The 17968-nt window shown below is 68.3% G+C and carries 16 protein-coding genes and 1 pseudogene; 9 read left to right on the top strand and 8 right to left on the bottom strand.

Features of this window, described 5'->3' with window-relative positions:
* Positions 1–288: 288 nt before the first annotated feature.
* The 4 genes from E3O48_RS04325 to E3O48_RS04310 are packed head-to-tail and all read right to left on the bottom strand — an operon-like array spanning position 289 to position 4237.
* Complete coding sequence (locus E3O48_RS04325; RefSeq protein ID WP_134508154.1) at positions 289–1065, bottom strand: ABC transporter ATP-binding protein; 777 nt, start codon at positions 1063–1065, stop codon at positions 289–291.
* On the bottom strand, positions 1052–1975 hold the full coding sequence (locus tag E3O48_RS04320; RefSeq protein ID WP_134508152.1) for an ABC transporter ATP-binding protein: 924 nt from the start codon (positions 1973–1975) through the stop codon (positions 1052–1054). Before E3O48_RS04320 ends, E3O48_RS04325 begins: the two co-directional genes overlap by 14 nt.
* Positions 1965–2945 (bottom strand): branched-chain amino acid ABC transporter permease, encoded by a 981-nt coding sequence (locus tag E3O48_RS04315; RefSeq protein ID WP_134537512.1) that lies wholly within the window; start codon positions 2943–2945, stop codon positions 1965–1967. The genes E3O48_RS04320 and E3O48_RS04315 overlap by 11 nt, the downstream gene beginning before the upstream one ends.
* Positions 2946–2959: 14 nt before the next feature.
* Complete coding sequence (locus E3O48_RS04310; protein WP_134508150.1) at positions 2960–4237, bottom strand: branched-chain amino acid ABC transporter permease; 1278 nt, start codon at positions 4235–4237, stop codon at positions 2960–2962.
* 309 nt (positions 4238–4546) lie between these two features.
* Between E3O48_RS04310 and guaB the strand changes: the two genes are divergently transcribed.
* Positions 4547–6049 (top strand): IMP dehydrogenase, encoded by a 1503-nt coding sequence (guaB, locus tag E3O48_RS04305; RefSeq protein WP_134537440.1) that lies wholly within the window; start codon positions 4547–4549, stop codon positions 6047–6049.
* Positions 6050–6088: 39 nt separating this feature from the next.
* Here guaB and E3O48_RS04300 read toward each other — a convergent pair whose 3' ends face one another.
* The gene (locus E3O48_RS04300) at positions 6089–7231 is read right to left on the bottom strand and encodes a MalY/PatB family protein (protein ID WP_134537511.1); all 1143 of its coding nucleotides are present in this window, start codon (positions 7229–7231) and stop codon (positions 6089–6091) included.
* A gap of 112 nt (positions 7232–7343) precedes the next feature.
* On the opposite strand from E3O48_RS04300, the gene E3O48_RS04295 reads away from it, so the two are divergent.
* The 7 genes from E3O48_RS04295 (at position 7344) to guaA (ending at position 15195) form a co-directional block, all read left to right on the top strand.
* Positions 7344–8462 carry a GuaB3 family IMP dehydrogenase-related protein gene (locus E3O48_RS04295; protein WP_134537439.1) on the top strand — a complete coding sequence of 373 codons (1119 nt, stop codon included), beginning with the start codon at positions 7344–7346 and terminating at the stop codon, positions 8460–8462.
* A 40-nt stretch (positions 8463–8502) separates the two neighbouring features.
* On the top strand, positions 8503–10233 hold the full coding sequence (locus E3O48_RS04290; RefSeq protein WP_174774753.1) for a glycerol-3-phosphate dehydrogenase/oxidase: 1731 nt from the start codon (positions 8503–8505) through the stop codon (positions 10231–10233).
* A 194-nt stretch (positions 10234–10427) separates the two neighbouring features.
* Positions 10428–10955 carry a cation:proton antiporter regulatory subunit gene (locus E3O48_RS04285; protein WP_134505768.1) on the top strand — a complete coding sequence of 176 codons (528 nt, stop codon included), beginning with the start codon at positions 10428–10430 and terminating at the stop codon, positions 10953–10955.
* A 3-nt stretch (positions 10956–10958) separates the two neighbouring features.
* Positions 10959–12389, top strand: coding sequence for a cation:proton antiporter (locus E3O48_RS04280; RefSeq protein ID WP_134537438.1), 1431 nt, complete (start codon positions 10959–10961; stop codon positions 12387–12389).
* 5 nt (positions 12390–12394) lie between these two features.
* Positions 12395–13156, top strand: a complete 762-nt coding sequence (locus tag E3O48_RS04275; RefSeq protein WP_241982402.1) for an SURF1 family protein — start codon at positions 12395–12397, stop codon at positions 13154–13156.
* 9 nt (positions 13157–13165) lie between these two features.
* The gene (locus E3O48_RS04270) at positions 13166–13609 is read left to right on the top strand and encodes a DUF3817 domain-containing protein (RefSeq protein WP_134537436.1); all 444 of its coding nucleotides are present in this window, start codon (positions 13166–13168) and stop codon (positions 13607–13609) included.
* Complete coding sequence (gene guaA / locus E3O48_RS04265; protein WP_134537435.1) at positions 13606–15195, top strand: glutamine-hydrolyzing GMP synthase; 1590 nt, start codon at positions 13606–13608, stop codon at positions 15193–15195. The genes E3O48_RS04270 and guaA overlap by 4 nt, the downstream gene beginning before the upstream one ends.
* A 30-nt stretch (positions 15196–15225) precedes the next feature.
* On the opposite strand, the gene E3O48_RS04260 is transcribed toward guaA, so the two are convergent.
* Positions 15226–16209 (bottom strand): NAD(P)/FAD-dependent oxidoreductase, encoded by a 984-nt coding sequence (locus E3O48_RS04260; RefSeq protein ID WP_370249118.1) that lies wholly within the window; start codon positions 16207–16209, stop codon positions 15226–15228.
* Positions 16210–16334: 125 nt separating this feature from the next.
* Positions 16335–16595: pseudogene (locus E3O48_RS18280) on the bottom strand (hypothetical protein); the annotation flags it as partial.
* A 91-nt stretch (positions 16596–16686) separates the two neighbouring features.
* On the opposite strand from E3O48_RS18280, the gene E3O48_RS04255 reads away from it, so the two are divergent.
* Complete coding sequence (locus E3O48_RS04255) at positions 16687–17085, top strand: hypothetical protein (protein WP_134537434.1); 399 nt, start codon at positions 16687–16689, stop codon at positions 17083–17085.
* Positions 17086–17152: 67 nt separating this feature from the next.
* Here E3O48_RS04255 and E3O48_RS04250 read toward each other — a convergent pair whose 3' ends face one another.
* Positions 17153–17962, bottom strand: a complete 810-nt coding sequence (locus tag E3O48_RS04250) for a Bax inhibitor-1/YccA family protein (RefSeq protein ID WP_134505779.1) — start codon at positions 17960–17962, stop codon at positions 17153–17155.
* Positions 17963–17968: the final 6 nt, after the last annotated feature.

The following is a 17968-nucleotide window of genomic DNA, read 5'->3' as shown; positions in this document are numbered from 1 at the left end:
TCCCGGGGCCCGAAGCACCCCGTCGCGCTCTGGCGCTGGGGCTAATTCAGGAGAATCGGGCAGAGTCTGCTGCGGAGGGCCCGGAGCAGTGCGGCGGAGCGCGGCGACAGCCCGGAATCTCCTGAATTAGCCACCTGCTGGTCGGGGAAGCGCGGGGCGGGGGCTCCGGGGTGGGAACGCGGGGCGGGGGCTCCGGGGTGGGAACGAGGGCGGCGGGCACACAGAGAAGCGGCGCCCGAGGATGTCCTCCGGCGCCGCTTCTGTGCCCGACTGGCGGGTTCCGGGAGGCTAGTCGTCCTGGCCGAGGGTGCCCAGGTACAGGCCGATCACCTTGGGGTCGTTCAGCAGCTCACGGCCGGTTCCCGTGTACGCGTCCCGACCCTGGTCGAGCACGTAGCCGCGGTCGCAGATCTGCAGGCAGCGGCGCGCGTTCTGTTCGACCATGATGGTGGTCACGCCGGCCTTGTTGATCTCCTTGACCCGCAGGAACGCCTCGTCCTGCCGCACCGGGGACAGCCCGGCGCTCGGCTCGTCGAGCAGCAGCACGTGCGGACCCATCATCAGCGCCCGCGACATGGCGACCATCTGCCGTTCACCGCCCGAAAGCGACCCGGCCCGCTGCTGCAGGCGCTTCTTCAGCTCGGGGAAGATCTCGGTGACGAACTCGAGGCGCTCAGCGAGGCCCTTCGGCTTCTGGAACATGCCCATCTCCAGGTTCTCCTGGATGGTGAGCGTGGGGAAGACGTTGTTCGTCTGCGGGACGAAGCCGACACCCTTGGAGACCAGCTTGTTCGCCTTGAGGTTGGTGATGTTCTCCCCGCGGAGCAGGATCTCACCCTCGCGCACCTTCACCTGGCCGAAAATCGACTTGAGCAGCGTCGACTTGCCGGCGCCGTTCGGGCCGATGATGCCGATCAGCTCGCCGTCGTAGGCGGTCAGCGAGCAGGCGTTGAGGATGTTCACCCCGGGCAGGTAGCCGGCCGTGACCGTCTTCACGTCGACGACGGGCACGCCCGTCTGCGCGGGTGAGGGTGCCGGGGCTGTGGTCGGGCTAGAGTTCGTCATCGAGCAGCTCCTTGATCGCTACGACGTGTTCCTTCTCGGCGGAGGGATCCGCGCCGAGGTCTTCATCGTGGTGCTGGCCCAGGTAGGCGTCGATTACGGCGGGGTTGCGCATGACCTCGTGCGGGTCGCCTTCGGCGACCACCCTGCCCTCGGCCATCACGATGACCCAGTCGGCGATGTGGCGCACCATGTGCATATCGTGTTCGACGAAGAGCACGCTCATGCCCTGGGTCTTCAGGTTGAGGATGTGGTCGAGCAGCGACTGGGTCAGCGCCGGGTTCACACCGGCCATCGGTTCGTCGAGCATGACCAGGGTCGGCTCGCTCATCAGGGCGCGAGCCATTTCGAGGAGCTTGCGCTGCCCGCCGGACAGGCTGGCGGCGTAGTCGTCCTTCTTGGTGTCCAGCTTGAACCGGGTGAGGATGTCGATGGCCCTGGCCTTGTTGTCCTCCTCCTGTTTGCGCCAGAAGAACGGGAGCATCGCCCGGAACAGGTTCTCGCCGGACTGCCCCTTCGCCCCGAGGAGCATGTTGTCCATCACGGTGAGCAGGCCGAGCGCCTTGGTGAGCTGGAATGTGCGCACCTGGCCCATCCGGGCCACCTTGAACGCCGGCATCCCGGACAGGGACCGGCCCTCGAAGGTCCACGACCCGGTGTCGGGCTTGTCGAAGCCGGTCAACAGGTTGAACAGCGTGGTCTTGCCGGCGCCGTTCGGCCCGATCAGGGCGGTGATGGCGCCGCGGGGGATCTCCACGTGGTCGACGTCGACGGCCTTGAGCCCGCCGAAGGTGCGGCTCACGCCGTCCGCGATCAGGATCGGGTCGCGCTTCTTGCACCCGGGTTCGGCCTCGCCGATGTGCAGGTCGATCGACTTGACCGGCTTGCTGCTGGGAACTGGATTACTTGACAAAGGCCAACTCCTTCTTGTTTCCGAAGATGCCCTGCGGTCTGAAGATGACTATGAGCATGATCGCGACACCCACCAGGATGAAGCGCAACTGTCCGGCCTGGATGCTGGTCATGAACGGCAGCCAGCCGGCCTCGACGGCCCGGGCGATGAAACCCGAGAAGAACGAGAGCAGCACCCAGAAGATCATCGAGCCGATGACCGGGCCGAGAATCGTGGCCGCGCCGCCGAGCAGGAGGATGGCGTAGATGAAGAATGTGAGCGACGTCTGGTAGTTCGACGGGACCACCGCTCGGGGAAGCACGAAGATCATCCCGGCGATCGTGCCGAACACGCCACCGAGAACCAGGGACTGCATCTTGTAGGAGTAGACGTTCTTGCCCAGGGCGCGCACGGCATCCTCGTCTTCACGGATGCCCTTGATCACCCGGCCCCACGGGCTGCGCATGATCTGCCAGGTGAACAGGCAGGCCAGCACCACGATCGTCCAGGCCACGATGCGCAGCCACCAGTCGTAGGCGTTGTATTCGAACGGCCCGAAGCCGTAGCTCCCCGGTGGGATCGGGTTCAGTGCGGCGAAGCCGCCTTTGTACCCGCTCAGGCCGTTCGCCGAACCGGTCAGCGGCTCGAACGTGTTCGTCGTGAACAGCAGCCGCACGATCTCGGCGGCGGCGATCGTGACGATCGCGAGATAGTCCGCGCGCAGGCGCAGGGTCGGGATGCCCAGGACAAGGGCGAAGACCACGGATGCCCCGATCCCCACCAGCACGGCGCCCCAGACGGGGAAGCCGAAGCTGAGGATGGAGATCGCGTACCCGTAGGCGCCGAGGGCCATGAAGCCGGCCTGGCCGAAGTTGAGCAGGCCGGTGTAGCCGAAGTGGACCGCCAGCCCGAGCGCCGCAAGGGCGTAGGCGGCGGTGGTCGGGCTGATCAGCTCGACGGCCGCGTTGCTAAAGATTGCTCCCCAGTCGATCATCGGATGCCCTTCTAGCCAATTCTTTCTTTGCGACCCAGGATGCCTTGCGGCCGAAGCAGCAGCACCAGGATCAGCACAACGAGTGCACCGACGTATTTCAGGTCGGAGGGAAGCCACAGCGTCGACAGTTCGACGAAGAGGCCGACGATCATCGAGCCGACCAGGGCGCCGAAGGCCGTGCCCAGGCCGCCGAGCGTGGTGGCCGCGAACACGAGCAGCAGGATCTGGAAGCCCATGTCCCAGCTGACGCCGGGGCGGAAGTAGGCCCAGAGGATGCCGCTGAGGCCGGCCAGGGCGCCGCCGACGACCCAGACGATGCGGATGACGCCGTCCACGTCGATCCCGCTCGCGGAGGCGAGGCTGGGGTTGTCCGACACGGCACGGGTGGCCTTGCCGATGCGGGTGCGCAGCAGGAAGTAGGAGACGGCGAGCAGCACCACGATGCTGATGCCCATGCTCCCCAGGTCGATCAGGGACAGCCGGACCGGGCCGAACTGCAGGTCGGCCAGGCCTGAACCGGGCAGCTGGCTGGTGCCGCCGCCGACGAAGAACTGGAAGACGTAACGCAGGGCGAGCGACAGACCGATGCTGACGATCATCAGCGGGATCAGGCCCACTCCCTTGCGGCGCAGCGGCTTCCAGATCACCGCGTCGAGGCTCCAGCCGAGGCCGGCACTGAGCACGAGCGCGATGATGATGGCGAGCCAGACCGGCAGCCCCAGTGTGACCGAGAAGGCCAGGGTCATCAGCGCGCCGAAGGTGATCATCTCCGCGTGGGCGAAGTTGCTCAGCCCGGTGGTCCCGAAGATCAGGGACAGGCCGATGGCCGCCAGGGCGAGCAGGAGCCCGAAGTTGATTCCGTTCACGAACCGGTTGAGGAACTGGTCGAAGAAGCTGACCGTGACCCGGGTGCCCTCGCCGAGGAAGAAGTTCACCGACTTCACCTTGGTGAGTCCGAACTCGGCCTTGATGACGCTGCCGCCCTTGGCGACGATGACGCCCTTGGGCAGGGTCTTCTCGTCGAGACTGACCGTGTAGGTGGCCTTCTCAGGGACGCCGACCTTCCACTTGCCGTCGACGCCGGTCTTGACCTCGGCCTCGTAGCCGGAGCCCTTGACCGTGATCAGCACGCCGTCCAGCGGCTTCTGATTGAACTGGACGTTCCCGGCCAGCACGTAGTCGTACTGGTCGGTGCCGACCTCGTCCGCGTGCGCCGGGCTTGCCGACAGCGTGGAGAATGTGGACATCGTCAGGGCTGCGAAGAGCAGACCGAGGAAGATCACCAGCATCCTGGGTGAGTATCTGCGAACAGCTTCAGTGGAATTCACTGCACCTCCATGGCGGCATGCTGGGTCTGTCACCGAGCCTGCCCCGGGTCTCACCTGCCAACATCATTGTCGACAGTACGTGCCGATTATGTCTCATATGTTTCGGCAATGTTCCCCCAGACGACGATTTCGTTCGGCGGGTTCGGCGAGTCGCGCTGTTTAATCCCGCCGGAATGCGCGGGGGGCAATCTCGCTTAACATTGATGAACCGGTCGCATCCCTGGGATTCCCGGACTTCTTCCATTCTTCAGCTCACGCAAAAGGGGTTTCATGGATCAGCCAGATCCGTTCGGTTTCACCGGGCTCACCTACGACGACGTGCTGCTCCTGCCGGGGCACACCGACGTCATTCCCAGTGAAGCCGAGACAATGTCTCGGCTGACGCGGCGGATCAGCGTAGCCACGCCCTTGCTGTCCAGCGCCATGGACACCGTCACCGAGACCCGGATGGCGATCGCGATGGCCCGCGAAGGCGGACTCGGGGTGCTGCACCGCAACCTGTCGATTTCCGATCAGGCGGAGCAGGTCGACCTGGTCAAACGCAGCGAATCCGGCATGATTACCAATCCGGTAACAACTTCGCCCGACGCCACCGTCGCGGAGGTCGACGCACTCTGCGGCCAGTACCGGATCAGCGGCCTCCCGGTGATCGACTCGGACGGCGTGCTCGTCGGGATCATCACCAACCGCGACATGCGATTCGTCTCGAGCACCAAGAAGCACACCACTCGCGTGCGCGAGGTCATGACGACCTTGCCCCTGATCACCGGCAAGGTCGGGATGGCGCCGATGGACGCCGTCGCCATCTTCGCCACCCACAAGATCGAGAAGCTTCCGCTGGTCGACGACGCGGGCCGGCTCACGGGCCTGATCACCGTCAAGGACTTCGACAAGAGCGAGGAATACCCCTTCGCGACCAAGGACGACGCCGGCCGCCTGCGCGTGGGCGCGGCGATCGGCTTCTTCGGCGACGCCTGGCAGCGCGCCACCGCGCTGCTCGAGGCCGGGGTCGACGTGCTCGTGGTCGACACCGCCAACGGCGACAGTGCCGGGGTGCTGGACATCATCCGTCGTCTGAAGACCGACCCGGCCTTCGCCGACGTCGACGTGATCGGCGGCAACGTGGCGACCCGTTCCGGCGCCCAGGCCGTGGTCGACGCCGGCGCGGACGCGATCAAGGTGGGCGTGGGCCCCGGCTCGATCTGCACCACCCGCATCGTCGCCGGCGTGGGGGTGCCGCAGATCACCGCCGTGTACCAGGCGTCCCTCGCGGCCCGGGAGGCCGGCATCCCCGTGATCGCCGACGGCGGCCTGCAGTACTCGGGCGACATCGCCAAGGCGCTCGTGGCCGGGGCGGACACCGTCATGCTCGGCTCCCTGCTGGCCGGCTGCGACGAAAGCCCGGGCGAACTCGTCTTCGTCAACGGCAAGCAGTTCAAGACCTACCGCGGCATGGGGTCGCTCGGCGCATTGCAGAGCCGCGGCACGAAGACGTCGTACTCGAAGGACCGCTACTTCCAGTCGGATGTCCCGTCCGACGACAAGCTCATCCCCGAGGGCATCGAGGGCCAGGTTCCCTATCGCGGACCGGTGTCCGCGGTGGCCTACCAGCTGATCGGCGGGCTGCGCCAGTCCATGTTCTACGTCGGCGCGCGCACGATCGACGAGCTCAAGCAGAAGGGCAAGTTCGTGCGGATCACGGCTGCGGGGCTCAAGGAGTCGCACCCGCACGACGTGCAGATCGTGGTCGAGGCACCCAACTACCGGCGCTGATCGCGTACCGGCGCTGATTGCGTACCGGCGCTGATCGCGTCAGATCGCGGCGGCCAGGCGCGAGATCGCCTCGGAGAGCACCTCGGGCGAGCAGGCGAAGTTGAGGCGGGCGAAGCCCTGCCCGGGAGTGCCGAACATCGGGCCGGGGCTGAGCGCCACCTTCGCACGCTCCAGGGCGGCGACCGACGGGTCGTCGCCCCAGCCGAGGCTGCGAAGGTCGAGCCAGGCCAGAAAGCCCGCGTCGGGCGGGGAATAGGGCACGCCGGGCAGCTGCGCGTCGAGCAGGTCGCCGAGCAGGCCGCGATTGGCGTCCAGCGCGGCGAGCACCCCGTCGAGCCACGGCTGCCCGTGCCGGTACGCCGCGACCCCGGCGATCAGGCCGAACTGGCTCGTGCGCCAGGACACCTCCTGCGGCAGGGCGGTGACGACCCGGCGCATCCGCTCTGACGCGGTGACGATGAGGGCGCATTTGAGCCCGGCGAGGTTCCAGGCCTTGCTCGCGGAGGTGAGGCACACGCCGTGCTCCGCCGCCTCCGGCGACACCGTCAGGTAGGGCGTGAACGCGGCCCCGGCCTGGGTGAGCGGCGCGTGCACCTCGTCGCTGACCACGGTGACGCCGTGGCGGGCGGCCAGTTCGGCCAGGGCGGTGAGGTCTTCGATGCCGTGCGGATGCCCGATCGGGTTGTGCGGGTTGCAGAGCAGGATGAAGCGGGTGCCGCCCAGGAAGGCCCGCTCGAGCGCGTCGAGGTCGAGCGTCCAGCCGGTCTGGCCGTGCAGGAGCGGCACCGGCTCCACCCGCCCGCCCGCCTCGGCGACCAGGTCGAAGAACGGCGGGTAGACCGGGGGAGTGATCACGACCCGGTCGCCCGGGAGGATCAAGCCCCGCAGCGTCTCGACGATGGCGACGCTGACATCCGTCGTGCTGGCCACCTGGTCAGGGTCGACCCGCCAGCCCCACCGGTTTCCGGCGAATCCGGCGAACGCCTCGCCGAGGTCATTGGCCGGGGCAGCGTAGCCGGTGTCGCTGCGGCGCACGGCGTCGTGCAGGGCGTCCGCGATCGGCTCGGCGAGCGGGTAATCCATCTCGGCGATGAACAGCGGCAGGACGTCGCCCGGGTAGGTGCGCCATTTCATGCTCGTGCGTTCGCGCAACAGGGTCAGTGGTTCGGCGGTCACGTCCATGCCCTCAGGATGCACCCTCCGGCCGGCGCCGTCGAGGGTGCCGGCCGACCTGCCCTCAGTCGCTCCCGGTGCCAGGTGGGCGGTGTCGGCGGGCGGCACCTAAACTGGGACCATGGAAATCGAGATCGGCCGCTCCAAGCGCGCTCGCCGCGTGTACGCCTTCGACGACATCGCGATTGTGCCCAGCCGGCGCACTCGCGACCCGGAGGATGTCTCGATCAACTGGACGATCGACGCCTACCAGTTCTCCATCCCGTTCCTCGCCGCGCCGATGGACTCCGTGGTGTCACCGACCACGGCCATCATGATGGGTCAGCTCGGCGGAGTCGGCGTGCTCGACCTCGAGGGCCTGTGGACCCGCTACGACGACCCTGAACCGCTCCTCGCGGAGATCCGCGACCTGCCCGCCGACCGGGCGACCTCGCGAATGCAGGAGATGTACGCCGAGCCGATCAAGCCCGCCCTCGTCACCGAGCGCCTGGCCCAGATCCGCGCAGCCGGCGTCACCGTGGCCGGCGCCCTGTCGCCCCAGCGCACCCAGGAGCTCTACGAAACCGTCGTCGCCGCCGGAGTCGACCTGTTCGTCATCCGCGGCACCACGGTGTCCGCCGAGCACGTCTCCCAGAACCAGGAGCCGCTCAACCTCAAGAAGTTCATCTACGAGCTCGACGTGCCCGTCATCGTCGGCGGCGCGGCCACGTACACCGCGGCCCTCCACCTGATGCGCACCGGCGCGGCCGGCGTGCTCGTCGGCTTCGGCGGCGGCGCCGCCTCCACGACCCGGGCCTCGCTCGGCATCCACGCCCCCATGGCCACCGCCGTGGCCGACGTCGCCGGCGCCCGCCGGGACTACATGGACGAGTCCGGCGGCCGCTACGTGCACGTCATCGCCGACGGCGGACTGAACACCTCCGGCGACATCGTCAAGGCCATCGCCTGCGGCGCCGACGCGGTCATGCTCGGCACGGCGCTGGCCCGGGCGACGGATGCCCCGGGCGGCGGCTTCCACTGGGGCCCCGAGGTGCACCACTCGAAGCTGCCCCGCGGCAAGCGCGTCGAGGTGGGCGCCCTGGCCCCGCTCGAGACCATCCTCTACGGTCCGACCCCGATCGCCGACGGCACCGCCAACCTCGTCGGCGCTCTGCGCCGTTCGATGGCGACCACCGGGTACTCGGACCTCAAGGAATTCCAGCGCGTCGAAGTGGTTGTCGCGCCGTACCGAACGAACTAGCGTCAAGGTAAGCAACACACCACCAGATGGGAGTGAGCACATGGCCACAGGTAACTCGGTGTCACGGTCCACGAAGCTGGGTCCTGACGAACGCGCAGCCGCGCTCGCGCGGCTGAAAGGCAAGGAGTTGGACATCCTCGTGGTCGGCGGGGGAATCGTCGGCGCGGGCTGCGCCCTGGACGCAGTCACCCGCGGGCTGAGTGTCGGCATCCTCGAGGCGCGGGACTGGGCCTCCGGAACCTCGAGCCGGTCGTCCAAACTCGTGCACGGCGGCATCCGTTACCTGGAACAACTCGACTTCCGGCTGGTGCGGGAGGCGCTCACCGAGCGGGGGCTCCTGTTGCAGCGCATCGCGCCGCACCTGGTGAAGCCGGTGCGGTTCCTCTACCCGCTCAAGAAGCGCGTCACCGAGCGGTTCTACGTGGGCGCCGGCATGTTGCTCTACGACATCTTCTCCTACACCGGCGGGCGCCCGCCCGGCGTGCCGCACCACCGCCACCTGTCGAAGCGCCAGGTCAAGGGGCTGCTGCCCAGCCTCAACACCGACGCCATCGTCGGCGGTATCACCTACTATGACGCCCAGGTCGACGACGCCCTCTACGTGGCGTCGCTCGTGCGCACGGCCTCGTTCTACGGCGCCCACGCGGCCAGCCGGGTGCGGGTCGAAGGCTTCATCAAGGTCGGCGAACGGGTGGTCGGCGTGCACGCGCACGACCTGCAGACCGGCGAACGCTTCGAGGTGCGCGCCAAGCAGGTCGTCAACGCGACCGGGGTGTGGACGGACGACACCCAGCGCATGGTCGGTGAACGCGGCACGTTCAAGGTGCGCGCGTCGAAGGGGATCCACCTCGTCGTGCCGCGCGACCGGTTCCAGTCGGCGATGGGGTTGCTGCTCCGCACCGAGAAGAGCGTGCTCTTCGTCATCCCGTGGGGCCGGCACTGGCTGATCGGCACCACCGACACCGACTGGCACCTGGACAAGGCGCACCCCGCGGCCACCGCCGCCGACATCGACTACCTGCTCGAACACGTCAACGCCGTCGTGCGGGTTCCGCTCACCCGGGAAGACGTCGAAGGCGTCTACGCCGGCCTCCGCCCGCTCCTGGCCGGGGAATCAGAGAGCACCTCGAAGCTGTCGCGGGAGCACCTCGTCGGCCACTCGGTGCCCGGACTGGTCGTGATCGCGGGCGGCAAGTGGACCACCTACCGCGTGATGGCGAAGGATGCGATCGATGCGGCCGTCGATGCGCTCGACGGGCGGATCCCGGCCTCGACCACCGACGAGATCCCGCTGCTCGGCGCGGAGGGGTACCGGGCCGCGTGGAACAAACGCGGCCGGATCGCCAAGGCGTTCGGGCTGCACACCGTGCGGATCGAGCACCTGCTCAACCGGTACGGCACCCTCACCGACGAACTGCTCGACCTGATCAAGGCGACACCGGAGCTCGCCGATCCGCTGCCCGGAGCCGACGACTACATCAAGGCCGAGGTGGTCTATGCCGCCAGCCACATGGGCGCCCTGCACCTCGAGGACGTGCTCGCCCGGCGCACCCGGATCTCGATCGAGGCCTGGGATCGCGGGGTTTCGGCGGCGCCGGTCGCGGCCCGGCTGATGGCCGAGGTGCTCGGCTGGGACACCGACCGGGAGGAACGCGAGGTGGCGTACTACCTCAAGCGGGTCGCCGCCGAGCGAGCGTCGCAGCTGGAGCCTGACGACGAGTCCGCCGACCGCGCCCGACTCGAGGCACCGGACATCGTCGCGACCAAGTAGCGGGAGGCGGCCGGCCGGCAGAGAAGTGATGCCGGAGCGGACAACTGTCGCCGGTGTGCGGGCAACACTCGTCCGCCCCGGCAACAGTTGCCGGGCGGGGGCGCGAGCCGGGCGCGGAGGGAGGCATCCGGTGGGCGCACAATTCGGCTCCGGTACACTAGGCGGACAGCCCACAAGCCTCAGGAGTCCTCACCATGGTTGACGTTCGTCGGGTCAAGCTCCCAGGAGTCGGTGTGCTGCACACCTTCATCACGGATGACGGTGGCAAGGTCGGCGTCATCGCCCACCGTTCAGGCCACAGCGACCTGATCACGTTCGCCGATGACGAGGGCGGGCCCGACGCGGCAAAGGTGTCCCTGCGGCTCAATGAGGACGAGGCGCACACCCTCGCCGAGCTTCTCGGCGGCACCCAGATCACCGAGTCGCTCACCGCACTCGACCAGATCCCCGGTCTCAGCATCGACTGGTTCACCGTCGACTACGAGGACCACATCGCCGGCCAGACCCTCGGCAACCCGGCCGATCGCGGCATCGCCGGCCTCACGGTCGTCGCCGTCGTGCGCGGGGAGTCCGCCAACCCGGCGCCCGCCCACGACTTCCGGGTCTTCCCCGGGGACACGCTCGTCGTCGCCGGCTCGCCCGAGAAGGTCGCGAAGGCATTCGCATTCTTCCGCACCGGCGAAGTGAAGGCCAAGACCGTCGACGCACCGCCCGGGGGCTAGCCCATGAACCTCGGCGAAGACCTCATCACTCTTGGCATCCTGCTCGTCGTCGCCTACATCCTGGGGCGCGCCGGAAAACTGATCGGGCTCCCGTCGATCCCGATCTACATGATCGTCGGCCTGCTCGCCAGCCCGAACAGCGGCTGGTTCCCGCTGAACTTCCAGTCAGCGGACATCGAGCTGATCGCCATCTTCGGGCTGATCCTGCTCCTGTTCAGCCTCGGCCTCGAGTTCGACCAGGAGGCGTTCTTCGGCGACGCCGGAAAACTGCTCATCTCCGGCGGCTCCTACGTTCTGATCAACATGGGTCTCGGCTTCGCGTTCGGCCTGATGGTCGGCTGGGGCACCAGGGAGGCCCTCGTGATCGCCGGGATGACCGGCACCTCCTCGAGCGCGATCATCACCAAGCTCCTGATCGAACTGCGCCGCCTGGCCAACAAGGAAACCCCGATGATCCTCGGGGTGACCGTCGTCGGCGACATCTTCATCGCGGTCTACCTCGCGATCGTCTCCGTCGTTCTCAGCGGCAAGACCGAGATCTGGCCGATCGTGCTGCAGTTGAGCATCGCGTTCCTCTTCCTCGTGGTCATGTTCTCCGTCGCCCGCTGGGGCGGCCGGGTCGTCTCCCGCCTGATGCGCACCAAGGACGACGAGCTCTTCACGATCCTCTTCTTCGGTCTGGCGGTGCTGTTCGCCGGGGTGGGCGAGATCATCGGGGTGACGGATGCGATCGGCGCGTTCCTGATCGGGGTCGTGCTCGGCGCCAGCACCTACCGCGGCCGGATCGAGCGCGTCGCCGTGCCCCTCCGCGACGTGTTCGGCGCCTTCTTCTTCCTCAACTTCGGCCTCGCCCTCAATGTCGCCGAGTTCGGCTCGGTCATCACGATCGTGCTGCTGGCCGTGGCGATGACGTTCGTGCTCAGTGTGGTCTCCGGCATGTTGATGGCCAGGCTGCACGGGATGGGCCCCAGGGAAGGGCTGAACACCGCCGCGATCTTCGTCAACCGCGGCGAGTTCACCCTGATCCTGGCGACGCTGTCGGTGAGCGCGGGACTCGACCAGCGGCTGCAGCCGTTCGCCGGTCTCTATGTGCTCACGATGGCGATCCTCGGACCGCTGTTCACCGCGAACTCGGAGAAGATCGGCGCGGCCGTCGGCCGTCGCCTGCGCCGGGCCAAACCGGCCGCCCGGCCCGCCCGCAACCCGATGCTCGACGAGGAGATCGCCCTGGTCGAGGCGGTCACGAGAGACAGCGGCAAGCCCACCGATACTGACACCGAGCACGCCGTGAAACGGATGACCGAACGCGCCGGCGCGGAGGCGGCATCCGCCGGCTCCGACTCGATGGCCGACTTCGTGACCGAGCGGTTCACCACCGAGGCCGGCCCCGCAGCGAAACCACCCCGGGACACCGGCACAGGAGACTACTCGTGATCAGAATGATGCTCCGGCCGCGCTGGATCCTTGCCCTGCTGCTCGCCCTCGCGGTGGCGGCGGCCTTCGCCCTGCTCGGCCGATGGCAGCTGGAACGCGCCGTCGCCTCCGGCCAGGTCGTCCAACGCAGCACGGAGACCGTGCGCCCGCTCGACGAGACCGTGGATCCTGACGGGCCGCCCCGCGAGGCGGCTACCGGGCAGATGGTGACGGTGGACGGTTCCTTCGTGCCGGGCGACGACCAGCTGATCAGTGACCGGCTCAACGTGGGCGCCAGCGGCTTCTGGGTGGTCAGCCGGTTCGTCACGACGGATGCCGCGAACATCCCGGTGGCCCGCGGCTGGACCGCCGACCGGGCCGCGGCCGACAAGGTGATCGAGGCGCTGGCCGGCCTTCCCGCCGGGCAGCCGCTCACCCTCACCGGCCGTTTCGTTCCGTCGGAGGCCCCGGTCGTTCCGGCAGACGGGCGCGACCCGCACACTCAGTCGACGGTGTCGACCGCCGCGCTGATCAACCTGTGGACGGGCTTCACCGACCAGTCCGTCTACGCGGGTTACCTCGTGGACTCCACCAGCCCGACCGGCCTGCTCGTGATCGACTCGCCTGAGCCGGGATCCGACGCGTCCCTCAACTGGCTCAACATCTTCTACGCCCTCGAATGGGCGGTCTTCGCCGGCTTCGCCGTGTTCCTCTGGTACCGTCTCGTGCGGGACGCCTGGGAGCGTGAGGAGGAGCAGGCCGCCATCGACGCCGCGGAGGCGCGATAGAATTGCCGCATGCCACTTGAACCCAAGCCCGCCGACATCCCCAGCATCCCCGGTGCGCTCCGGCTCTACCAGGTCTCGTCGATCATCACCGGTGTCTTCCTCCTGCTGCTCTGCGTCGAAGTCATCCTGAAATTCGTCTTCCAGTACGAGCTCGAACTGGGCGGACCGAACGGGCTCCTCGCCCTGGTTCCGCGCGAGAGCGTGACCGCGTTCAACCTGAGCACCGCGATCCTGATCGTGCACGGCTGGTTCTACGTGCTCTACCTGTTCGCCGACTTCCGGCTGTGGAGCCTGATGCGCTGGTCGTTCCCGCGCTTCCTCCTGATCGCGCTCGGCGGCATCATCCCCACCCTGTCGTTCTTCCTCGAGGTGCGCGTCGCGCGCGAGGTGAAGGCGTTCCTGGCCGGCCGTGACGTCGACGTGTCCGCAGCGACCGCGGAGGCTCGTTCATGAGCGCCGTCGCCGCCCAGACCGGCGCCCGCCCCGTGCTCGTGGTCGACTTCGGCGCGCAGTACGCGCAGTTGATCGCCCGGCGCGTGCGCGAGGCATCCGTCTACTCCGAGATCGTCGCGCACACGATCACCGCTTCCGAGGTCCGGGCGTTGAACCCGCTCGGCATCGTGCTCAGCGGCGGACCCTCCAGCGTCTACGCCGACGGAGCCCCCACCTTCGACCCGGCCATCTTCGACCTCGGCATCCCCGTGCTGGGCATCTGCTACGGCTTCCAGGTGATGGCAACCGCCCTCGGCGGCACCGTCGCCCACACCGGCGCTCGCGAATACGGCTCCACCCCGGTCACCGTCTCGGACGGCACCAACGCGCTCCTCGCCGGCCAGCCGGCCGCGCAGACGGTGTGGATGAGCCACGGCGACTCGGTGTCGGAGGCCCCCGCCGGCTTCAGTGTGCTCGCCTCGACCGCGTCGACCCCGGTCGCCGCGTTCGCGAACGACGCGCGCCGGCTGTACGGCGTGCAGTGGCACCCCGAGGTCAAGCACTCCGAGTTCGGCCAGAACGTGCTCGAGAACTTCCTGCACCGCGCCGCCGGAATCCCCGCCGACTGGAACAGCGGCAACGTCATCGCCGAGCAGGTGGCCCGCATCCGCGCCCAGGTCGGCACCGGCAAGGTCATCTGCGGGCTCTCCGGCGGAGTGGACTCGGCCGTGGCCGCTGCCCTCGTGCACAAGGCCATCGGCGACCAGCTCGTCTGCGTCTTCGTGGACCACGGCCTGCTCCGCCATGACGAGCGCCGCCAGGTCGAAGAAGACTATGTGAAGGCCACCGGCGTGCGCCTGGTGACCGTCGACGTGCGAGAGCAGTTCCTCACCGCGCTCGAGGGCGTGAGCGACCCGGAGACCAAGCGCAAGATCATCGGCCGCGAGTTCATCCGCACCTTCGAGCAGGCCCAGGCCGAGCTGATCAAGGAGGCCGCCGCGATCGACGGCGACCCGATCCGCTTCCTCGTGCAGGGCACCCTGTACCCCGACGTCGTCGAGTCCGGCGGCGGCAGCGGCACCGCCAACATCAAGAGCCACCACAATGTGGGCGGCCTGCCTGATGACCTGCAGTTCGAACTGATCGAACCGCTCCGCACGCTGTTCAAGGACGAGGTGCGCGCGATCGGCGCCGAGCTGGGACTGCCGGCCGAGATCGTGCAGCGCCAGCCGTTCCCCGGACCCGGCCTCGGCATCCGCATCGTCGGCTCGATCACCCAGGACCGGCTCGACCTGCTCCGTCACGCGGATGCGATCGTGCGCGCCGAACTGACCGCCGCCGGCCTCGACCGCGAGATCTGGCAGTGCCCGGTCGTGCTGCTCGCCGACGTGCGCTCGGTGGGCGTTCAGGGCGACGGCCGCACCTACGGCCACCCGATCGTGCTGCGCCCGGTGTCGTCCGAGGATGCGATGACCGCCGACTGGACCCGCCTGCCCTACGACCTGCTGGCGAAGATCTCCAACCGGATCACCAACGAGGTCGACGGGGTCAACCGGGTCGTACTCGACGTCACGTCGAAGCCGCCGGGCACCATCGAGTGGGAGTAGAACTTTCCGCTCGGGACGAGCGAGCCGGGGTTAGACGGCCTCGAGGGGGATCGATCCGTCGGCCAGGCGGCCCGGGTCGACCGGGGCGCCGCGGCGGATGAGGGCCTGGACGGCCTCATTCACGTCCCACACGTTCACGTTCATCCCGGCGACCACGGTGCCTCCGGCCAGCCAGAACGCGATGAAGGCGCGGCTGCCGCGGTCGCCGCGGAAGACGAGGTTAGCCCCCCGGGTCAGCGGCCCGAATCCCGAGTATTCCATCCCCAGGTCGAACTGGTCGGTGTAGAAGTACGGGATCGCGTCGAACGACACGGACTGCCCGAGCATGGCGCGCGCCGCCGCCGGCCCGCCGTGCAGAGCGTTCGCCCAGTGTTCGCTGCGCAGCCGCATCCGCGCAATCGGGTGGTACGCGTTGGCGACGTCGCCGGCCGCGTAAATGTCGGGGTGGCTCGTCTGCAGGCTCTCGTTCACCACGATCCCGTTCTCGACCTGCAGCCGGGCGTCCTCGGCGAGGCCGACGTTCGGGACGGCGCCGACTCCGACCAGGACCAGGTCCGCCGGCACCACCTCGCCTCCCTGCAGGACCACACCGGTCAGCCGGCCGTCGGCGCCGGCGATGCTGTCGACGACGACGGAGGTGCGCAGGGTCACCCCGTGCTCGCGGTGCAGGTCGGCGAACATCTGCCCGAGCTCGTCGCCGAGCACATTCGCGAGCGGGATCGGGTCGCGCTCGAGGATGACGACGTCGTTGCCGAGCGTGCGCGCGATCGCGGCGACCTCCATGCCGATCCAGCCTGAGCCGATCAGGACGAGTCGCTTCCCTCCGCCGGCCAACAGTTCGCGGAGGGTCTCCGAGTCGTCGAGGGTGCGCAGGTAATGCACCCCGGCGAGGTCGGCACCGGCAATCGCGAGCCGGCGCGGGGACGATCCGGTGGCCAGCAGCAGCCGGTCCCAGGCGAGGGTCTCGCCGCCGTCAAGGGTGAGGCGGTGCTCCCGGGGGTCGAGTCCGACCACCCGGGTGGACGGCCGAATTCGACCTGGTTCGCCGCGTACCAGTCGTCCGCCTCGACGAAGACCGTGCCCCGCTCGGCCGTGCCGGCGAGGAAACCCTTGGACAACGGGGGACGGATGTACGGATGGTGGGCTTCGGCCCCGAGCAAACGGATGCTGCCGGTGAAGCCCTCGTCGCGGAGCGCCTTCGCGGCTGACGCCCCGGCGAGGGATGCCCCCACGATGACGAAATCCTGTTCCTTCGACACGGGTGTGCCTCCTCGTCGGTCGGTGTTCTCACGGTGGAGTCTGCCCCCGATCCAGGCGATGGGCGAGGCCCGCCCTACGCCGGGCAACCCCGCCGTGATCCCAGGCGATATTCTGGGTAGCGGCCGGGCAGCCGTGACCATCCGCGGCACGGGCACCCGAGGCCGACCACACCACAGAAGACAGGGTGCAGTGTTGACGACCGACATGCCGGGAACGCCGGGCGCACGACGAATGACCGCAGCGTGGGGACCACGAATCGGCGAAGGGTTCTGCCGCCAGTACTACCCGGTCTGGCTCTTCTTCGTGCGATCTGCGATAGCGCTGCCCGTCGCGCTGCTGCTGATGGCGATCGCCATTCCCGCGCTGGCCGGGTCGAGCGTCAACTCGCTCCTGATCGTCGCCCTGCTGGTGGTGGCCCCCGCGTTGATCGCCCTGTTCGTGGCCGTTCACCGGGTAGACATCTTCGGGCGCCGCGTCGCCGCCGAGCTTGACCAGGCCGGGTATCCCAGCGACGGCCTCGTTCCGCTCCGAACCACGAACCAGTTCGACAGATGGCGAGCCACGCACAATATCCCCCCCGAGGCGATCATCGGCGTCGGAAACCGCAGGTACGGCCAGGGTGGGAGCTGACGGGACCTGACCGCCGGAATGCGGAAGGGCCGCCCCGAGGGGAGGCCCTTCCTGTATTCGTGTCGTGCTAGTCGCGGGCGAGCGCGAAGATGCGCAGCAACTCCACGTAGAGCCAGACGACGGTGACCATGATGCCGAAGGCACCCGACCAGCCGAATTTGCGGGGAGCCCGGTTGTTGACGCCGCGCTGGATGAAGTCGAAGTCGAGGACCAGCGAGTACGCGGCCATCAGCACGGCGAGGACGCCGATGATGAGGCCGAGCTTGATGCCAAAGATCGTCACGGAGCTACTGAGGCCGAAGGGGCTGTCGATCGCGCCGAACGCGACCAGGCCGAAGTTGACCAGGGAGAACACCAGGTAGCCGACCATGGCGACCAGGAAGACCTTGGTGGCCTTCTTCGACGCGCGCACCTTGCCGTTGGCGAACAGCGCGAGAGTCACACCGACGACGACGAGCGTGGCCAGCACGGCCTGCACGACGACGCCAGAGAAGCGCTGGTCGAAGATCTGAGAGATACCGCCGACGAAGAGGCCTTCGGCCACCGCGTAGGAGAGGATCAGCGCCGGGGACGGCTCCTTCTTGAAGGTGTTCACCAGTCCGAGCACGAGGCCGACGATCATGCCGAGGAACGGCAGGAATGGCAGGGACGGAGTCAGGAGCCAAGCGCCCACGGCCGCAGTGAGCAGCAGGGCGAAGCTGAGGACGGTCTTGACGATGGTGTCTTCGTAGCTCATCCGGTCGGTGTCCTGCGAGCCGGCGGACGGGGCGTTGAACATGCCCTGGAGGTCGCTGTCGGAAAGCACCTTGCCCGCTGCAACGGCGCCAGGAGCGCCGAACGCGGCGTTTCGGGAGAATGCGGGGTTGGAGGATGCCATGGTTTT

This window comes from Cryobacterium sp. HLT2-28 (genome assembly GCF_004402495.1).
Classification (GTDB): domain Bacteria; phylum Actinomycetota; class Actinomycetes; order Actinomycetales; family Microbacteriaceae; genus Cryobacterium; species Cryobacterium mannosilyticum.
This window is presented reverse-complemented; position numbering and strand designations above follow the sequence as displayed.